16 protein-coding genes are annotated in these 18047 nt (G+C 60.1%); 13 read left to right on the top strand and 3 right to left on the bottom strand.

The annotated features are described in order from the left end of the window. Positions 1–10 precede the first annotated feature (10 nt). From EAH78_RS03935 to EAH78_RS03920, 4 genes are all read left to right on the top strand, one after another. The gene (locus EAH78_RS03935) at positions 11–1618 is read left to right on the top strand and encodes a 5-guanidino-2-oxopentanoate decarboxylase (protein ID WP_140665940.1); all 1608 of its coding nucleotides are present in this window, start codon (positions 11–13) and stop codon (positions 1616–1618) included. A 27-nt stretch (positions 1619–1645) separates the two neighbouring features. Beyond that, the gene (locus tag EAH78_RS03930; protein ID WP_140665937.1) at positions 1646–2836 is read left to right on the top strand and encodes a pyridoxal phosphate-dependent aminotransferase; all 1191 of its coding nucleotides are present in this window, start codon (positions 1646–1648) and stop codon (positions 2834–2836) included. Next, positions 2829–4244, top strand: a complete 1416-nt coding sequence (locus EAH78_RS03925; protein ID WP_140665934.1) for an aldehyde dehydrogenase family protein — start codon at positions 2829–2831, stop codon at positions 4242–4244. The genes EAH78_RS03930 and EAH78_RS03925 overlap by 8 nt, the downstream gene beginning before the upstream one ends. Positions 4245–4311: 67 nt before the next feature. Next, positions 4312–5016 (top strand): NAD(P)H-dependent oxidoreductase, encoded by a 705-nt coding sequence (locus EAH78_RS03920; protein ID WP_140665931.1) that lies wholly within the window; start codon positions 4312–4314, stop codon positions 5014–5016. 169 nt (positions 5017–5185) lie between these two features. On the opposite strand, the gene EAH78_RS03915 is transcribed toward EAH78_RS03920, so the two are convergent. Further along, on the bottom strand, positions 5186–5377 hold the full coding sequence (locus EAH78_RS03915) for a YegP family protein (protein ID WP_123433895.1): 192 nt from the start codon (positions 5375–5377) through the stop codon (positions 5186–5188). Between the two features lie 277 nt (positions 5378–5654). Between EAH78_RS03915 and EAH78_RS03910 the strand changes: the two genes are divergently transcribed. The 6 genes from EAH78_RS03910 (at position 5655) to EAH78_RS03885 (ending at position 11251) form a co-directional block, all read left to right on the top strand. Next, the gene (locus EAH78_RS03910; protein ID WP_140665928.1) at positions 5655–6623 is read left to right on the top strand and encodes a glycosyltransferase family 2 protein; all 969 of its coding nucleotides are present in this window, start codon (positions 5655–5657) and stop codon (positions 6621–6623) included. Positions 6624–6626: 3 nt separating this feature from the next. Next, positions 6627–7337, top strand: a complete 711-nt coding sequence (locus EAH78_RS03905) for a class I SAM-dependent methyltransferase (RefSeq protein WP_140665924.1) — start codon at positions 6627–6629, stop codon at positions 7335–7337. After that, on the top strand, positions 7334–7720 hold the full coding sequence (locus EAH78_RS03900; protein WP_140665921.1) for a GtrA family protein: 387 nt from the start codon (positions 7334–7336) through the stop codon (positions 7718–7720). The genes EAH78_RS03905 and EAH78_RS03900 overlap by 4 nt, the downstream gene beginning before the upstream one ends. Next, a complete protein-coding gene (locus EAH78_RS03895) occupies positions 7717–9828 on the top strand; it encodes a DUF6311 domain-containing protein (protein ID WP_140665918.1) in 2112 nt (703 codons plus the stop codon). Before EAH78_RS03900 ends, EAH78_RS03895 begins: the two co-directional genes overlap by 4 nt. 73 nt (positions 9829–9901) lie before the next feature. After that, on the top strand, positions 9902–10828 hold the full coding sequence (locus EAH78_RS03890; RefSeq protein WP_140665915.1) for a LysR substrate-binding domain-containing protein: 927 nt from the start codon (positions 9902–9904) through the stop codon (positions 10826–10828). Positions 10829–10885: 57 nt separating this feature from the next. Continuing rightward, on the top strand, positions 10886–11251 hold the full coding sequence (locus EAH78_RS03885) for a 5-carboxymethyl-2-hydroxymuconate Delta-isomerase (protein WP_140665912.1): 366 nt from the start codon (positions 10886–10888) through the stop codon (positions 11249–11251). 3 nt (positions 11252–11254) lie between these two features. Here the strand turns inward: EAH78_RS03885 and EAH78_RS03880 are convergent, their stop codons facing one another. Together EAH78_RS03880 and EAH78_RS03875 are read right to left on the bottom strand one after the other, a co-directional pair. After that, on the bottom strand, positions 11255–12190 hold the full coding sequence (locus EAH78_RS03880) for a LysR family transcriptional regulator (RefSeq protein ID WP_140665909.1): 936 nt from the start codon (positions 12188–12190) through the stop codon (positions 11255–11257). A gap of 109 nt (positions 12191–12299) precedes the next feature. Beyond that, positions 12300–13484 carry a cyanate transporter gene (locus EAH78_RS03875; RefSeq protein ID WP_140665906.1) on the bottom strand — a complete coding sequence of 395 codons (1185 nt, stop codon included), beginning with the start codon at positions 13482–13484 and terminating at the stop codon, positions 12300–12302. A 513-nt stretch (positions 13485–13997) separates the two neighbouring features. Here EAH78_RS03875 and EAH78_RS03870 point away from each other — a divergent pair. The 3 genes from EAH78_RS03870 to EAH78_RS03860 all read left to right on the top strand — a co-directional run bounded on the left by EAH78_RS03870 (position 13998) and on the right by EAH78_RS03860 (position 17932). Continuing rightward, a complete protein-coding gene (locus tag EAH78_RS03870) occupies positions 13998–15380 on the top strand; it encodes a glutamine synthetase family protein (protein WP_140665903.1) in 1383 nt (460 codons plus the stop codon). Positions 15381–15548: 168 nt separating this feature from the next. Next, entirely contained in the window at positions 15549–17198 is a 1650-nt protein-coding gene (locus tag EAH78_RS03865) for a phosphoethanolamine transferase (protein WP_140665900.1), read from the top strand. Positions 17199–17269: 71 nt separating this feature from the next. After that, positions 17270–17932: a class I SAM-dependent methyltransferase gene (locus EAH78_RS03860; protein ID WP_140665897.1), complete on the top strand. Its 663-nt coding sequence runs from the start codon at positions 17270–17272 to the stop codon at positions 17930–17932. Positions 17933–18047 lie beyond the last annotated feature (115 nt).

Below are 18047 nucleotides of genomic sequence, written 5' to 3'. Positions count from 1 at the left end.
GGATGTGAACATGCAAACCACAACATTGACCGGCGGCCAGGCCCTGGTGCGTCTGCTGGCCAACTACGGCGTCGACACCGTGTTCGGGATTCCCGGCGTGCACACGCTGGAGTTGTATCGCGGCCTGCCCGGCAGCGGCATTCGCCACGTCCTGACCCGCCACGAGCAAGGCGCCAGTTTCATGGCCGACGGCTACGCACGGGTCAGTGGCAAACCGGGCGTGTGCTTCATCATCACCGGCCCCGGCGTGACCAATGCCGCGACTGGCATCGGCCAGGCCTATGCCGACTCGATTCCGATGCTGGTGATTTCCAGCGTCAACCACACCGCCAGCCTCGGCAAGGGTTGGGGGTGCCTGCACGAAACCCAGGACCAGCGCTCGATCACCGCGCCGATCACCGCCTTCTCGGCGGTCGCGTTGAGCGCCGAAGACCTGCCCGAGTTGATCGCCCGCGCCTACGCGGTGTTCGACAGCGAGCGTCCGCGCCCGGTGCACATCTCGGTGCCGCTGGACGTGTTGTCCGCAAAAATCAGCCGCGACTGGAGCAACGACGTGGTCCGTCGCCCGGGTCGTGGCGCCGCCTCAACCACAGCGCTGGACGAGGCCGTGGCCAAGCTGCAAAACGCCAAGCGGCCGATGATCATTGCCGGTGGTGGCGCGTTGAATGCGCAGCAAGCACTGCAAGATATCAGCACCCGACTGGCCGCGCCGCTGTTCACCAGCGTCGCCGGCAAAGGTTTGTTGCCACCGGATGCACCGCTGAACGCGGGCTCGACCCTGTGCGTCGAACCTGGCTGGAACCTGATCGCCGAGGCCGACGTGGTGCTGGCGGTCGGCACCGAAATGGCCGACACCGATTTCTGGCGCGAACGTTTGCCGCTGAATGCCGAACTGCTGCGCGTGGACATCGACCCGCGCAAGTTCAACGACTTCTACCCGTGCGCGGTGGCGTTGCACGGCGATGCGCAACACACCCTCGCCGCGTTGCTGGAACGTCTGCCGTCCACCGCGCGTGATGCCAGCGCGGCGATGGCTGCCGTCGCGGCCTTGCGTGACGCCGTGACCAGCGGCCACGGCCCATTACAGTCGATCCACCAGGCAATTCTCGACCGGATCGCCGCCGAGTTGCCGACCGATGCGTTCATCAGCACCGACATGACCCAACTGGCCTACACCGGCAACTACGCCTTCAACAGTCTGGCACCGCGCAGTTGGTTGCACCCCACCGGCTACGGCACGTTGGGGTATGGCTTGCCGGCGGGCATCGGCGCCAAGTTCGGCGCGCCGCAGCGGCCGGGTCTGGTGTTGGTCGGCGACGGTGGTTTCCTCTACACCGCGCAAGAATTGGCGACCGCTGTCGAAGAGCTCGACAGCCCGCTGGTGGTGCTGTTGTGGAACAACGACGCGCTGGGGCAGATTCGCGACGACATGCTCGGGCTCGACATCGAACCGATTGGCGTACTGCCACGCAACCCGGATTTCGCTGCCCTCGGTCGTGCGTTCGGCTGCACCGTGAACCAGCCGCAAAGCCTGGCCGAGCTGCAGACCGATCTGCGCCACGGCTTCAAGCGCAACGGCGTGACACTGATCGAACTCAAGCATGCGTGCGCGCACTGATTTTCATTTTCTGGCAGAGGTATCGCCATGCGCTTTTCCGATCTGACTCAACGCATCGCCGGTGACGGCGCTGCCGCGTGGGACATTCATTACCGCGCACTCGCGCTGCAAGAGCAGGGTGAAGACATTCTGCTGCTGTCGGTCGGCGACCCGGATTTTGACACCCCGGCGCCGATCGTGCAGGCGGCCATCGACAGCCTGTTGTCCGGCAACACCCACTACGCCGACGTGCGTGGCAAACGCGCCTTGCGTGAAAGCATCGCCAGACACTACGGACGGCGCAGCGGACAACAGGTTTCGGCCGAGCAGGTCATCGTCCTGGCTGGCGCGCAATGCGCGTTGTTCAGCGTCGCCCAATGCGTGCTTAACCCCGGCGATGAAGTGATCGTCGCCGAGCCGATGTACGTGACCTATGAAGCGGTGTTCGGTGCCTGTGGCGCCGTGGTGATTCCAGTGCCCGTGCGTTCTGAAAACGGTTTCCGCGTGCTGCCCGAAGACGTCGCTGCCCGCATTACGCCGCGCACTCGGGCATTGGCGCTGAACAGTCCACACAACCCGTCGGGCGCCAGTTTGTCCCGAGCCACCTGGCAGGCGTTGGCCGACCTGTGCATCGCCCACGATCTGTGGCTGATTTCCGATGAGGTCTACAGCGAACTGTTGTTCGACGGCGAGCACGTCAGCCCGGCCAGTTTGCCGGGCATGGCCGAGCGCACCGCGACGCTCAACAGCCTGTCGAAATCCCACGCCATGACCGGCTGGCGCATCGGTTGGGCGGTGGCACCACCGGCGCTCGCGGCACACCTGGAAAACCTCGCACTGTGCATGCTCTACGGCTTGCCGGACTTCGTGCAGGACGCCGCCGTCGTCGCCCTCGAAAGCCACTTGCCCGAGCTGGAGGCGATGCGCGAAGCCTATCGCCAACGCCGTGATCTGGTCTGCGAATGCCTGGCCGATTGCCCCGGTGTGCGTGCCTTGAAACCCGATGGCGGGATGTTCGTGATGGTCGATATCCGCGGCACCGGACTCAGCGCCCAGGCGTTTGCCGACCGCTTGCTCGACCGCCACGGTGTGTCGGTGTTGGCCGGTGAAGCTTTCGGTCCGAGCGCCGCCGGGCACATTCGCCTGGGGCTGGTGTTGGGCGCGCAACCGTTGCGTGACGCCTGCCAGCGCATCACCCGTTGCGCCACTGAGTTGTTGGAGTCTCAGGTTTATGCATAACCATAAAGCGCTGTTTATCGATGGCCGCTGGCAAACCCCGTCAGGCCAGGGCATCGCCGAAGTGATCAACCCGGCTACTGAAGAAGTCGCAGGCTCGGTGCCGCTGGGCGATGAGCGCGATGTCGACAACGCGGTGGCCGCCGCACGCAAGGCGTTCAGTTCATGGTCGCGCACGCCGTCGAGTGTGCGTGCCGGTTACATCCGCGCCCTCGCCGAGCAGTTACGTGCGCGGGCTGACGAGATGGCGTCGGTCATCACCGCTGAACTGGGCATGCCGGTGCAATGGTGTCACTCCGTGCAAGTCGACGGCCCGATCACCGGACTGGAGCAGTACGTCGAATTGGCCGGCCTGATGGACGAAGTGCGTGAGGTCGGCAACTCGCTGGTGATTCGCGAAGCGGTGGGCGTGTGCGCCTTTATCAACCCGTGGAATTACCCGCTGCATCAACTGATCGGCAAGCTCGCCCCAGCGCTGGCCGCCGGTTGCACGGTGGTGGTCAAACCGAGCCAGGAAACTCCGCTGCACGCCTTTTTGCTGGCGCAGATGATTGAAGCCATCGGCTTGCCGGCCGGTGTGTTCAACCTGGTCAGCGGGCCGGGTTCCAAGGTCGGTGAAGCGCTGGCCAGGCACCCGGACGTCGACATGGTGTCGTTCACCGGCTCCACCGGCGCCGGGGTTCGCGTGGCACAAGCCGCCGCGCCGTCGGTGAAGCGCGTGTGCCTGGAACTGGGCGGCAAGTCGCCGCTGCTGATTGCCGAAGACGCCGACTTCGCCGCCGCCGTACGCTACGGCGTGCAAGACGTGATGATCAACTCCGGGCAGACCTGCACCGCGCTGACCCGCATGCTGCTGCCGGCCAATCGTTACGCCGAAGCCGTGGAACTGGCCATCGCCGAAACCCAAAGCCTGCGCATGGGCGATCCGCTGGACCCGCAAAGCTTCCTCGGGCCGATGTGTTCGGCGGCGCAACGGCGCACCGTGCGTGACTACATTCAGGTCGGCCAACAGGAGGGCGCAAGGCTGGTGTGCGGCGGCGACACGGCCGAGACCTTCGAGCGTGGTTTCTACGTCCGCCCGACGCTGTTCGCCGATGTCGATAACCGGATGCGCATCGCCCAGGAAGAAATCTTCGGCCCGGTGCTGTGCCTGATTCCCTACACCGATGAAGCGCAGGCGATTCAGCTCGCCAACGATTCGCCGTTCGGCCTGTCCAGCGGTGTCTGGGCCGGCAACGCCGAGCGCGCGTTGCATCTGGGGCGGCAATTGCGTGCCGGGCAGTGTTTCCTCAACGGCGCAGCGTTCAATTATCAGGCGCCGTTCGGCGGCTACAAACAATCGGGCAATGGCCGGGAGTGGGGAGAAGAGGGACTTAACGAGTTCGTTGAAGTGAAGGCGATTCAGGTGTGACCGTTCGTTGGATGTGCGCGCGTTACCGACTTCAAACTCAACGCTGGTCAATGTTTAAGGAATTGTCATGAAAGTACTGATCGTCCACGCTCACCCGGAGCCGAAATCCTTCACCGCTGCCCTGCGTGACCAAGCTGTCACGACACTTGAAGCCCAAGGACATGAGGTTCAGGTCAGCGACTTGTACGCGATGAACTGGAACCCGGTAGCCAGTGCGGATGACTTTTCTTCGAGAGAAAACCCGCAGTACCTGGTGTATGCGCTGGAGCAACGGCTGGGTGTGAAAAGCCAGTCGCTGGCGCCGGACATCCGGCAGGAACTCGACAAGTTGCTGTGGGCGGACCTGCTGATCCTCAATTTCCCGATTTTCTGGTTCTCGGCGCCGGCGATGCTCAAGGGCTGGATCGATCGGGTGCTGGTGTCGGGGATTTGCTACGGCGGCAAGCGCTTTTACGATCAGGGCGGCTTGAGCGGCAAGAAGGCACTGGTGACCGTCACCTTGGGCGGGCGCGAGCACATGTTCGGGGACGGCGCGATTCATGGTCCGCTGGAAGACATGCTGCGGCCGATCCTGCGCGGCACGCTGGCGTATGTCGGTTTCGACGTCCTGGAACCGTTCGTGGCCTGGCATGTGCCGTACATCAGCGACGAGGCGCGCAAGGAATTCCTGACGAGCTATCAGCAACGTCTGGAACACTTGAACGATGACCAGCCTATGCAGTTTCCGCGGTTGGCGCAGTTTGATGAGGCGTTGTATCCGTTGCCGGTCTGAGCCGGCGATGTACCTGACATTTTGATGTTGCTCTTTTGGGCCCCTTCGCGAGCAAGCCCGCTCCCACATTAAACCGAGTTCTTCCTGGAAGAATGCGATCTAATGTGGGAGCGGGCTTGCTCGCGAAGGGGCCAGTGAGTTCAACCCAAGAATCGGGTGCAGGACTGGTTTAAATCTCCTTCACCGGCGTCTCACCCTCAACCCCTTTGATCAACCCGATGGCATGCAGGCAATCGGCCTTGTTCACATACGACTCGCCACTGGCGATGGTCTCGTGATTCCCCGCCCTCAACCGCCAGCGCCATTGTCCTTTGCCGGTGCTCGGGGTGCCCCTGGATTGCCTGTAAATCTCGAAATACATACTGCTCGCTCCATGCGATGGGTTATTGCGACAACCTGTGTGACGCGTCGGGGGCAAGCCTAGCGGAGCTGGCTTTTTTGGCCACCGGGCATTTGTTTCCAGGCATTTGAAAATATTTCCGCCCACCGTATCGGGCCGGTGGAAATGGCCAAAATCCCCTCGGATTCGCCCTTGCATCACCACCCTCGGTCCTGCTTAATACGACTCGGCTCATGGCGTCGAGAAACCGGCGGCGACCCCGGATTGTAGAAAAACCACTATAAAAAAAGAGCAATCAATGACTCATCAGCACGGAACGCAACTGGCCGGGCCTCTGGCGTTATCGCTCGTCATCCCGGTGTTCAATGAAGCCGCCACCGTCGATTTGTTCCTCGCGCGGATCAATGACGTCTTTCAGGATGAGGCGCTGATCAGTCTGGAGATGGTGTTCGTCAATGACGGCAGCACCGACACGACGCTGGACCTGTTGCTGGAGCGCCAGTTGACGGACCCGCGCCTGCGTATCGTTGATCTGAGCCGTAATTTCGGCAAGGAAGCAGCGTTGACCGCGGGTTTGCAGGCCGCGACCGGCCAGGTCGTGGTGCCGATCGACGTTGATTTGCAGGACCCGCCCGAGGTCATCCTCGAGATGATTGCCCGTTGGCGTGAAGGCTTTGAAGTGGTGCTGGGCCATCGTGTGAGTCGTAAAACCGATTCCTGGGCCAAGCAGACCTCAGCCAGCTGGTTCTACCGCCTGCACAACAACATCGCCGAGCAACACCTGCCGGAGAACGTCGGTGATTTCCGCCTCATGGATCGCTGCGTAATCGATGCCTTGCAGACCCTGCCCGAGTCACGACGCTTCATGAAAGGCTTGTTCGCCTGGGTCGGGTTCCGCACCACCCACGTCGACTACGAACGCCCGGAGCGGGCCGCCGGAGCGAGCAAGTTCAATGGCTGGCGCTTGTGGAACTTCGCTTTGGAGGGCATCACCAGTTTCAGCACTGAACCGCTGCGGGTCTGGACCTACCTTGGGCTGCTCGTGTCGCTGATTTCCTTCTCGTTCGCCATCTTCATCATCGTGCGCACCTTGATTTCCGGTATCGACCTTCCGGGCTATGCCTCGCTGATGGTCGCCGTGACCTTTCTGGGTGGCCTGCAATTGATCGGTATCGGTGTGCTGGGTGAATACCTGGGCCGAACTTACATCGAATCCAAACGCCGGCCGGTGTACCTGGTGCGGCGTGTCTATGACCCCAAGGACTGAACTGTGGATCTCAAGGAAACCGACATTCTCGGTTCAAGTATCGATCAGCATTGGTATTACGCCTCCAAAGCGGCGGCGACCACGCGGTTGCTCGGCAGCACCCCGTTCAAGAAAATTCTCGATGTGGGCGCAGGCTCCGGGTTCTTTACTCACCATCTTCTGAGTCATACCTCGGCCAGCGAAGCGTGGTGTGTGGACATCAGCTACGACGCCGACACGGACGCCAGCACCGCCGGCAAACCGGTGCATTACCGTCGCGCAATCGACACGGTGGACGCCGACCTGGTGTTGCTGATGGACGTGCTGGAGCATGTCGACGATGACATCGGGTTGCTCAAGGCTTATGTCGACAAAGTCCCCTCCGGCAGCCGGTTCCTGATGACGGTGCCGGCGTTCCGGTTTCTCTGGAGCGGGCACGATGATTTTCTCGAGCACAAACGCCGCTACACCTTGGCGCAACTGGAAACCGTGGCCCGGGACGCCGGATTGACGGTGCAGCAGGGCGCCTATTATTTCGGCCTGGTGTTCCCGATTGCCGCCACGTTGCGATTGCTGCCCAAGGGCGCGCAACCTTCGCCACCGCGTTCGCAACTCAAGCAACACCACCCGTTGGTGAACACAGTGTTGAAGACCTTGTGCAGCATCGAGTTGCCGTTCATGAACGCCAATCGTCTGGCCGGGTTGACGGTGTTTGTCCTGGCGCAGAAGCCGTGACGTCAGCTGAAAAATCCGCCCTGATCAAGCGTGGCCTGCGTTTTGCGGTCACCGGGTTTTTTGTCACCGCCCTGCATGCGCTGGTGGCGGTGCTGTTCATCAACTACGTGTCGACGTTGCCGCCGCTGGCCAATGGCGTGGCGTTTGCCGTGGCGACCGTGGTGTCCTACGTGATCAATACCACCTGGAGTTTTTCCGCGCGATTGCACGGACGGACGCTGCTGCGTTTCATGACGGTGTCCGGTGCCGGTTTTCTGCTGGCGATGCTGGTGGCCTGGGCCGCGCAGATGGCCGGGCTGCATTACTTGCTGGGGATTGGCGCCGTGGCGCTGACGATTCCGGCCTTCACCTTTGTACTGCATAACTTCTGGACGTATCGATGAAGGATCTTGTCAAACGCCTGCCGCTCAACCTGTTGCCCTTGTTGATCGGTGTTGTGGCTTTTTTCATTGTGGTCGGGCCGAGGGCGCTGAATCCGCAAAACATTGCGTGGCTAGGAAACGGTGATCCGGCGACGCATTATCTGGGCTGGGCGTTTTTCCGTCAGTCGCCGTGGTCCTTTCCCGTCGGGCTGAATCCGTCCTACGGGCTGGAACTGGGCAATGGCATCATTTTCTCTGATTCCAATCCGCTGCTGGCTTTCTTGTTCAAACCGTTCGCTTCGCTGTTGCCGATGCCTTTCCAGTATTTCGGGTTGTGGTTCCTCGCCTGTTTTGTCTTACAGGCCTGGTTCGCGTGGAAACTGTTGGGGCTAGTGTCTTCCCATGTGGGTGTCCGTGCCGTGGGGACGGCGCTGTTTGTCTTCGCGCCACCGATGATCATGCGCATGCCGTTCCATCTGTCCCTCGGTGGTCATTTTTTGGTATTGGCTTCGTTGTACTTGGGGCTGCACCCCAATTTGCGCCGTCGACGACTGGCCTGGGGCGCATTGCTGGCGGCGGCCGCGTTGATCCATGCGTATTTTCTGGCAATGGTGGCCGTGATCTGGCTCGCCGATCTCACGGCCGGTTATTTCAGGAAAAAACTGACGCTGCAGTCTGCTGCCATCGAATTGATCGGGCTGTTTGCGCTGGTCAGTTTTTGCTGTTGGCAGGCGGGCTATTTTTCGGTGGGCAGTGGCGCGGTATCGGATGGTTTTGGCATGTACGCCATGAACCTGCTGTCATTGATCGATCCGGGGCAGTGGTCCTATGTATTGAAGGATTTACCCGGTGTTCAAGGGTTTGGTGACGGCGAAGGATTTGTGTTTCTCGGTCTTGGGCTGGTCACGCTTGGCATCTGTGCCGTGGTGGGCTTGCTGCAGGGGAAAACCGGTTTTCGCCAACGACTGGGGCGGCAACCGCTGCTGTTTTTGGCGCTGGCAGGGCTTACCCTGTTTTCGCTTTCAAACCATGTGGCGATGGGCTCGTTCGAATTCACCTATCCGTTGCCCCCGGCAGTGATCTCTATCGCCAATGTTTTCCGTGCATCCGGACGGATGTTCTGGCCGGTCTACTACGCGATTATCTTCACCATTCTTTTCCTGGTGATCCGGGCCAACACGCCTCGAACCGCCGTGTGCCTGATGTCGCTGGCGTTGCTGATTCAGGTTCTGGACACCCACGCGGGCTGGGAGGGGGTACGCAAGCAGTTGATGGTGGCGCCGGCCGCGAAGTGGGCCTCGCCCATGGTTGACCCATTCTGGGAAAGCGCCGCAGCCCGCTACAAGAATGTCCGCTGGATTGTTCCGCAGAACCTCTCCCCGCACTGGATGGCGGTGGCTGATTTTGCCGGCGCCCATGGCCTGGCGACGAATGCCGTTTACCTTGGGCGGATGGACACGGTCAACTGGATCAAATCCGAGCAGGAGACCGCACGTCAAATGGCGTCGGGCAAATATGACGCCGATTCGTTGTACCTGCTCGATGAGCGTGCGCTGCTCCAGGCTGTGACGAATGTTGATACCCAATCGGACCTGTTTACCCGGATTGACGGCTTTACGGTGCTGGCGCCGGGCTGGAAACGCTGCAGCACTTGCTTGCAGGCCACACCGCAAGTCAACCCGCTGGAACTGATTCCCTCCCTCGATTCCGGACAAAAAACCGTATTTGCGTATGGCAGCCAGGGGCGTGCGATGCTGGCCTGGGGCTGGTCCGATTCGGAGCTCTGGGGCACCTGGTCCGAAGGTCCCGAGGCTGTAGTTATGTTCCGGGTTCCGGCGCCTGTGCATTCCTTGCGTCTGGAGGCCACGGCGTTTCTACCACCAGGGCATGCAGGGCAAAGTATCGTCATCAGCATCAATGGCATGCCGGCGCTGAATACCCGGCTTGAGCAGGCCGATGGCAACATTATCGACGTGCCGATCACGCATGAGATGCAGCAACGGGTATCGAGTCAGGGGGTATTGAGGCTGCAATTTCAGTTTGCCGATGCCGTCACCCCTAAACAGTTCGGGATAGGGCAGGACGCACGGATACTCGCACTCGGATTGAAGTCCTTGACCGTCAATTGATGTCCGCTGGACATAGACGCCTCCCTCGGGCCTTTCTACACTGCCTCACGTGTCGGGGAACGGGGGGCAAGGAATGAATCGTAATGAACTGCGCAAGGCGGACATCAACCTGATGGTGGTGTTCGAAACGTTGATGCTCGAGCGCAACGTGACGCGGGTGGCTGAGAAGCTGTTTCTCGGCCAGCCGACCATCAGCTCGGCGCTCAACCGCTTGCGGGCGATGTTCAACGATCCGCTGTTCATCCGCGTCGGCCACCGCATGGAGCCGACGGCCCGCGCCGAGGAATTGATTCAATACCTGTCGCCGGCGCTGGATTCGTTGTCGGTGGCGTTGAGCCTGACCCACAGTTTCGACCCGGCCAGCAGCACCATGACCTTTCGCATCGGGCTGTCGGATGACGTTGAGTTCGGGCTGCTGCCACCGTTGCTGCGCGCCTTGCGCCAGGAAGCGCCGAAAGTGGTGTTCGTGGTTCAGCATGTCGATTACTGGCGCATACCGGATTTGCTGGCGTCCGGCGACATCACGGTCGGCATCAGCCAGACCCGCGGTCTGCCGGCCAACGCCAAGCGCAAATTGTTGCGGCACATTCAGCCGAGCATCCTGCGCGCCGATGCGTCCGACGCACCGCTGACGCTCGATGAATATTGCTCACGCCCTCATGTGCTGGTTTCCCACACCGCGAACGTCAGTGGTTACGCCGATGAGTGGCTGGCCGAGATTGGCCGGACACGCCAGGTGGTCCTGTCCGTGCCGCAATACAGCTCGTTACCGGCTTTGCTTGCGGGCACCGATCTGATTGCCAGCCTGCCGGATTACACGGCCGACGCCATGGCTGCCACCGGTTTGCTGTTCAAGGAGCCGTTCCCGTTCAAGACCCCGACCCTGGACCTGTCGATGGTCTGGCTCAGCCATGTCGATACCGACCCTGCCGAACGCTGGTTGCGTTCGCGCCTGGAGGTGTTCATGAGTGAACGTCCACCTTTGCCTCTGCCGGAGTGAGTCAGATAGCGCTGTGTTATACGTAGGATCTTTCTGCCCACTACCTGGAGTCGCCTCATGCCACACCTGCACATGGAATACACCGCCAACCTGCCCGGCCTGAACGCCGACGTGGCGTTGATACGGCTCAATAATGCCTTGGTGGCTTCCGGTCAGTTCGCGGCGGAATTCGACATCAAGAGCCGAGCGCTGAAAGTCGAAACCTTCAAAGTCGGCACCGCGTTGAATGAGCGGGCGTTTGTGCATGTAAAACTGGCGCTACTGAGCGGTCGCTCACCGCAGATCAAACAGCAGCTGTCGGAAAGCTTGCTGGCGGTGGTGCAGGACCTGTGTGAATGGCCAACCGGCGTCGAAGTGCAGCTGTGCGTGGAAATCCTCGATATCGATCGAGAGTCCTACACCAAGACCGCCATCAACCTCTGAATCTCAGGCCGGTGCCTGCTCGGCACAGACGTCGATCACCTGCTCGCGCAGCCAGGTGTTGGCGCTGTCCTGATCGGCGCTTTGACTCCACTGCATGTCCAGGGTGAAACCCGGCAGGCCGTTGGGCGCTTCGCAATGATTGAAGATGGCCTCGTTGGCCAATAATTGCTGGAGGCGGCGGGGCAAGGTCAGGATGTAGTCGGTGCCTGTGATCATCTTCAGTGCCGCGCTGTAGCTGTTGGCCCGCGCGACAATCTGTCGTTTGTGCGCCTGTTGCGCCAGCCAGCCGTCGACCATGTTGGAGCTGGACGTCCACGGGGTTGGAAACACATGCCGGCGTTGCACAAAGGCTTGCAGGCTTAAGCGCGGCTCCAGCGGCGTGGCACGCTTGTCGAACACGCAGACCAGGTCATCTTCCAGTAACAGCCGGGATTTGAAGTCAGTGTGGCTGCGATGGAAATTCGGGCCGAAACAGATCACCAGGTCGAGTCGGCCATCGCGCAGCTCGTCGACCGGAATGTCGGTTTCGAACTTGTGCATATTGACCATCACTGGCAGGTCGGCGAAATCGAAGCGCTTGAGCAGACGCGGCAGAATCAGCTGCTCGAAATACTCCGGCGCGCAGATATTGAACGTTATCGCTTGCACCTTCGGGTCGAACGCCTGGGCGCCGGCGTGGCACAGGTTGATGCTTTCGAGGATTTTCAGCACATGCGCGTACATAGTGCTGGCTTTGTAGGTGGGGCGCATGCCGGTGCGGGTATTGATGAACAACTCGTCTTCAAAACTGGTCCGCAGCTTTTTCAGGCAGTAACTCACCGTGGACTGACTGACGCAGAGCGCCTCCGACACACTGGTGACGCTGCTTTGCTCGTACACGGCGACAAACACCATGAGGTCCTGCATGTCGAGCTTTCTAAGCAAATTACTGTTCAGCATCCGTTCTGTCTCGCTGTGTTCCGTGCGCGATCAGTGCGCAAGCGTGTGCGAAAGATCCTAACGGAACGATGGTGCCAGGAGAATGCCTTGTAGGAAGTTTCTGCGCAGATCAGTCGATGTGTTGGTGGTAATGCCGCGGGTTGAAGCGCAGGACCATCAGGATCATCAACCCCACGACCCCGGTCAGCGCCCACCAGGCCCATTCGAAACTGCCCAGTTGATCGCGGATCATTCCAGCGATCAGCGGGGAGAGGCCGGCAATCAGGTAACCGATGCCTTGCACGAACGCCGTCAGTGCGCCGGCGCGCTGAGGGTCATCGAGGTGATCCAGCGACACAATCAGGCTCATCGGGAACAGCCCGCCGATACCCAGGCCCAACAGGCACGGCCAGAGCAGGCTCAGTTGTTGCGGGCAGAGAATCAGCCCGCAGAAACCGGCCATGATCAACGCCAGCAACACCACCAGCACCAAGCGTCGGTCACGGCTGCGATTGGCAATGGCAGGCGTCACCAGCCCCGACAACACTTCCATGGCCGTCAAAAAGCCCAGCAGCAACCCGGCGTTCTGTTCGCTCCAGCCCTGTTCTACGTAGTACGGCGCGAGCCACGCCAGCACACAGGTGTAGGACGCAGTGCCCAGACCGAAGAAGATGGCGAGTAACCAGGCGCGGGAATTGGCAAAGAAGCTCGGTTGGCGGGTTGATTGTGTCGGGCGTGACGTTGATCCGCTGCACTGGCCAGACCACATCAGCAAGGCCACCACGGCCAGCGCCGCCCAGATCCCCAGACCGACGCGCCAACTGCCGCTCTGATTCATGACCAGCGGCGCAAACGAGGCCGCAATCGCCGCGCCGCCCATGATCGACGTGACATAGAGCCCCATGCACAGGGCGACGTTGTCACTGAACCGGGCTTTGATCAGCGCCGGCATCAGGGCCTGGATCAGTGCTATACCGATTCCGGCCAGCACCGCACTGAGGATCAGTTCGGCGGCCGAATCGAGAAACAGCCGCGACGCAGTGGCCACGCCAATGATCAACAGCGACAGCACCACCGTACGCGGCTCGCCGAAGCGTTGGCTGACCCGCAAACCGAAGAACATCGCCAGCCCCATGGCCATGACCGGCAGCATCGTCAGCAACGAGGCCATGCTGAAACTCAACGGGATGTGCGCGCGAATCGACGACAGCAAAGGCCCGACCGCCGCCATTGACGGACGCAGGTTAAGGGCGACGAGCATGATGCTCAACATCAGCCAAAGGGCAGGGCGGGTCGTTGCGCGAATGTTTTCCATCAAACAGGCCTTCCAAAACAAGGCCCCGATTAGGCGCGCCAGGGTTGGCGGCCGCAAATCAGATAATCCGCAGCACTATTTAAAAATTAAATACCTTCGCCGCACCTCAAATCTAATGTGGGAGCGGGCTTGCTCGCGAAGGCGTCGTGTCAGTTACCTTATGTATCGACTGTCACACCGCCTTCGCGAGCAAGCCCGCTCCCACATTGGATGTAGGTTGTTTGGGGATGATTGTTTAGTCCATCCGCAACCAAGGTTCTTCAAATCCCGATTTAAAGACCTGACTGCCCGTGTGACGCTGCCACTCATCTGTCCTCTACGGTTTGACCTATGGGCGATTGTCCCGTCGCACTTCCCTCCGAGTTGGCCTTCTGGGCGCTGTGGCATTGCCGTCACGCGCGCCCACCGGATTCCTGCATTTCCCGTTGATTGTTCTGACAGGTCCCGCGCCAAGCGCTGGATCAATTTGGTGACGCCTGCGCGTTTGCCTGACGCGGAAAAAAGAGAATTCCCATGAGTTGTGCCACGACCTCGTTCGCCTCCCCGCAAGAAGCCCTGACCTTTCTCGAACAGAACCCGGACATTGAAATGTTCGAGCTGTTCATCCTCGACAACAACGGCGTGCCTCGGGGCAAGTTGCTGCATCGCGATGAACTGTTGGCGGTGTACGAAAGCGGCCGGCCGCTGCCGAGCACCATTCTGGGCCTGACCATTAATGGCGACGACGTGGAAAACTCCGGGCTGGTCTGGGACGTTGGCGACATTGACTGCCGTGCTTACCCGATCAGCGGCAGTCTGACGCGCATGCCGTGGCGGTTGATTCCGACCGCGGCGGTGCAAGTCAGCATGCACCCCAAAGAAGGCATGCCGGCGACGATCGCCGATCCCCGGCACCTGTTGGCGAAAGTGATCGAAGGCTTGCAGGCCGACGGTTATTACCCGGTGATGGCGGCGGAGCTGGAGTTTTATCTGCTGGATCAGCAGCGTGACAGCAACGGGCGGCCGCAACCGGCGCGGGATGTCGATGGCGGGCGGCCGCGCACAACGCAAGTCTATGGCTTGCGTGAACTGGAGCAGATCGAACCGTTTCTGGCCGATCTCTACAGCGCCTGCAAGCTGCAAGGCATCCCGGCACGCACGGCGATTTCCGAATATGCGCCGGGGCAAGTGGAAATTACCCTCGAGCACCGCACCGATGCCCTACAGGCGATGGACGAAGCCGTGCGTTACAAACGGCTGGTCAAGGGCGTGGCCCACAAGCACGGGATGACGGCCTGCTTCATGGCCAAACCCTTCGATGATCTGGCCGGCACCGGGATGCACATGCATGTCAGCCTGGCGGACAGAGAGGGCAGCAACCTGTTTGCCAGCGAAGCCTCGGACGGGACGCCGCTGCTCCGGCACGCGGTCGGCGGCATGCTCAGTACCTTGCTCGATTCGTTGCTGCTGTTCTGCCCGAACGCCAACTCCTACCGTCGATTCCAGACCAACAGCTACGCGCCTCTGGCGGCGACCTGGGGTGTGGACAACCGCACAGTGAGTTTGCGCGTGCCTGGCGGGCCGGCGTTTTCCCGGCATATCGAACACCGTATTTGCGGGGCTGATGCCAACCCGTACCTGGCCGCCGCGGCGATCCTGGCCGGTATTCATCGCGGTATCCGCGAACAACTCGACCCAGGTGCGCCGGTGGAGGGCAACGGTTACGCCCAGGCGACGGAGTTGTTACCGACCGATTGGCTGACCACGTTACGTGCGCTGGAAGGTTCGACCTGGGCACGTGAAGCGTTCGGGCAACCCTTCCTCGGCGTCTACCTGGCCGTGAAACGCGCCGAGTACCGACAGTTCATGGGCGAGGTTGGTGAGCAGGATTGGCGCTGGTATCTGAACCAGGCCTGAATCATTCTCAAATAATCCAAACGTTGGTCGCCGGTTTTGATAGCCAACTAATCGTTGGCTTCTTTTTCACAAAAAATTGATGGTTGGGTGCTTAACATCAGTGTTGTCACGGTCAATGAAATTTTCACATTGGCCGTAGGCACTTCTTTTCAGGAACAGCCGATCACCATGTTGAAGATTAAAGCCGTGCGCCCGGAATGGGTGACACTGATTGCCAGTGCCTTTTTGTTGACTGCGTTCAATTTTGTGCTGTGGCAGCACCTGTTTGAAATCACCGCGGCCGACGGTAAAGGCATCGTCATGCGCGCGGCCTTCGGGGCGATGATTCTGGCAGCTTTCAACATTGTGCTGACCTTGCTGGCGTTCAAGCGTGTGCTCAAGCCGGTCCTGACGCTGATCTTCATGATTAGCGCCGGGGTGGCCTACTTCATGAGCCAATACGGTGTACTGATTGACACCGGCATGTTGCGTAACTTCGCGCAAACCAATGCGACGGAAGTTCGAGACTTACTCTCGTTGAAGTTGTTGGCTTATATCTTGTTCCTGGGTGTTTTGCCGTCGTGGCTATTGTGGAAAACACCGATCAATTATCGTCGCTGGCACCATGAGTTATTAAGCAAGGTGTTGGTGAGTGTTGTGTCCGCGGCCGTCATCGGCGGCGTGGCACTGATTAACTATCAGGGCTTGTCCTCTTTGTTTCGTAATCACCATGAGTTGCGCCTGATGGTCGTGCCGAGCAACTACATCGGTGCCTCTGCTGGTTACTTGCGTGAACAGGTCGCTTCCGCCCATCAGCCTTTTGTCAAAATCGGCGAAGACGCGCAGAAGAATCCGGTATGGCAATCTCATGGCCGTAAATCACTGACGGTGTTGGTGGTCGGCGAAAGTGCCCGGGCCGAGAACTTCGGCATCCTGGGGTACGAACGCAATACCACCCCGAAACTGAGCAAAGAAGCCGGTTTGATTGCGTTCAGTGATGTGCATTCATGCGGCACGGAAACCGCCGTGTCGGTGCCGTGCATGTTCTCCAACATGGGCCGCAAGGATTACAACGCCAGCAAGGCGAAGAATGAAGAAGGCCTGCTGGACGTGCTTAAGCGGGCCGGTCTGGACGTGATCTGGCGTGACAATCAGTCGGGCTGCAAAGGCACGTGCGATCGGGTCACCCTTGATGACGTGAGCAACCTGAAAGACCCGGTGCTGTGCGCCAACAGCGAATGCCGCGATGAAATCCTGCTGCAAGGATTGCAACATTTTATCGACACGCTCGATAAAGACACTGTGCTGGTCTTGCATCAAATGGGCAGTCACGGCCCTGAATACTTCAAGCGCTACCCGAAAGAATTCGAGCATTTCACCCCGGTTTGTGAAAGTAACGCGCTGAACAATTGCAGTCGCGAAAGTATCGTTAATGGTTATGACAACACGCTGGTATACACCGACCACGTGCTCTCGACCCTGATCGATCTGTTGCGCAAGAACCAGGAAAAAGTCGACACCGCGATGCTGTACCTGTCTGACCACGGCGAATCCTTGGGCGAATACAATCTGTTCCTGCACGGCACGCCTTACATGCTGGCGCCGGAACAACAGAAGCACGTGGCCATGTTGGCGTGGTTCTCCGACAGTTATCAGAAGTCGTTCTCGGTGGACACTCACTGCCTGCAACAGACTCGTGACAAGCCATTAAGCCAGGACAACCTGTTCCATTCGATGCTGGGTCTGCTGGAAGTCAACAGCAAGGTCTACAACCAGAATCTGGATATGTTTGCCGGCTGTCGCGGTGCGGCGGTCGACGGCGTGTTGGCCAAGGATTGAACGCTTCAACTTTTTCAGGCACTGGCCGCTAACGTGCGGCCGCAAGAGTCATCACCAAGGGTCAATTGCACATGTCTGCGCAACCCACAACCGCCATCGAGCTTGAGTTCGCCCGGCGCTACGATCAGGAACACGCCCGCGTCTGCCGTCAGCCGCAACCGCGTAGCCTGATGGGGCGCCTGGCGTTCTGGCGCGAGGAAAACCTGGTGCGCAAAGCGCTCAAGGTGGCGGGCGAACCGGGGTTGATCCTTGACGTGGCGTGTGGCGCGGGGCGCTTCTGGCCGGTGCTGGCCGAGCACGCAAACCGCGTGATCCTCGCGTCTGACCCGTCCCAGGACATGCTCAATCATGCGCAGACTCACCATCCGCAGAGCCTGCTCAAGCGGATCAAGACCTTTCAGAGCTCAGCCTTTAGCCTTGGCTTGTCCGTCAACGCCGTGGACTGCATTTTTTGCATGCAGCTGTTTCAGCACATCACCTGCGCCGAACATCGTTTGGCCATGCTCCAGGAATTCCACCGGGTCAGCCGAGATACCGTGATCGTGGCGGCTCGGGTCGAAGGCTATTTCAATCTGCGCCGACCTGAGACGGAGGCCGTTCACGCCCCGCAGCCGGTCAGCAAGGCCGAGATTGAAGCGGACTTCAAGCAAGCCGGTTTCCGGGTGCTGAGCCATCAGGACGTCCTGCCGGGCTGCACGTGGATGCGGGTCTACGTACTCAGTAAGACCAGTTAGTCTCCGCTTGTCAGGCATTTCTTGCTGTCGGGCAGGTCTTTTCGCTAAAGCTCTTGTTCAGTGACGCGCGGAAATCGCCGGGGGCGATATATACTGCGCGCCATTCTTCAAGGGA

The organism is Pseudomonas arsenicoxydans (assembly GCF_006438915.1).
Lineage (GTDB): Bacteria > Pseudomonadota > Gammaproteobacteria > Pseudomonadales > Pseudomonadaceae > Aquipseudomonas > Aquipseudomonas arsenicoxydans_A.
Note: the sequence above shows the minus strand (reverse complement) of the source record. Positions and strands in the feature narration are given on the sequence as shown.

Excerpts from the sequence above, each read along its gene's own strand:
- EAH78_RS03925 (WP_140665934.1), top strand. The coding sequence starts at position 2,829 with ATGCATAACCATAAAGCGCTGTTTATCGATGGCCGCTGGCAAACCCCG.
- EAH78_RS03915 (WP_123433895.1), bottom strand. The coding sequence starts at position 5,377 with ATGTATTTCGAGATTTACAGGCAATCCAGGGGCACCCCGAGCACCGGC.
- EAH78_RS03865 (WP_140665900.1), top strand. The coding sequence starts at position 15,549 with ATGTTGAAGATTAAAGCCGTGCGCCCGGAATGGGTGACACTGATTGCC.
- EAH78_RS03920 (WP_140665931.1), top strand. The coding sequence starts at position 4,312 with ATGAAAGTACTGATCGTCCACGCTCACCCGGAGCCGAAATCCTTCACC.
- EAH78_RS03935 (WP_140665940.1), top strand. The coding sequence starts at position 11 with ATGCAAACCACAACATTGACCGGCGGCCAGGCCCTGGTGCGTCTGCTG.
- EAH78_RS03885 (WP_140665912.1), top strand. The coding sequence starts at position 10,886 with ATGCCACACCTGCACATGGAATACACCGCCAACCTGCCCGGCCTGAAC.
- EAH78_RS03910 (WP_140665928.1), top strand. The coding sequence starts at position 5,655 with ATGACTCATCAGCACGGAACGCAACTGGCCGGGCCTCTGGCGTTATCG.
- EAH78_RS03890 (WP_140665915.1), top strand. The coding sequence starts at position 9,902 with ATGAATCGTAATGAACTGCGCAAGGCGGACATCAACCTGATGGTGGTG.
- EAH78_RS03875 (WP_140665906.1), bottom strand. The coding sequence starts at position 13,484 with ATGGAAAACATTCGCGCAACGACCCGCCCTGCCCTTTGGCTGATGTTG.
- EAH78_RS03930 (WP_140665937.1), top strand. The coding sequence starts at position 1,646 with ATGCGCTTTTCCGATCTGACTCAACGCATCGCCGGTGACGGCGCTGCC.
- EAH78_RS03870 (WP_140665903.1), top strand. The coding sequence starts at position 13,998 with ATGAGTTGTGCCACGACCTCGTTCGCCTCCCCGCAAGAAGCCCTGACC.
- EAH78_RS03860 (WP_140665897.1), top strand. The coding sequence starts at position 17,270 with ATGTCTGCGCAACCCACAACCGCCATCGAGCTTGAGTTCGCCCGGCGC.
- EAH78_RS03895 (WP_140665918.1), top strand. The coding sequence starts at position 7,717 with ATGAAGGATCTTGTCAAACGCCTGCCGCTCAACCTGTTGCCCTTGTTG.
- EAH78_RS03880 (WP_140665909.1), bottom strand. The coding sequence starts at position 12,190 with ATGCTGAACAGTAATTTGCTTAGAAAGCTCGACATGCAGGACCTCATG.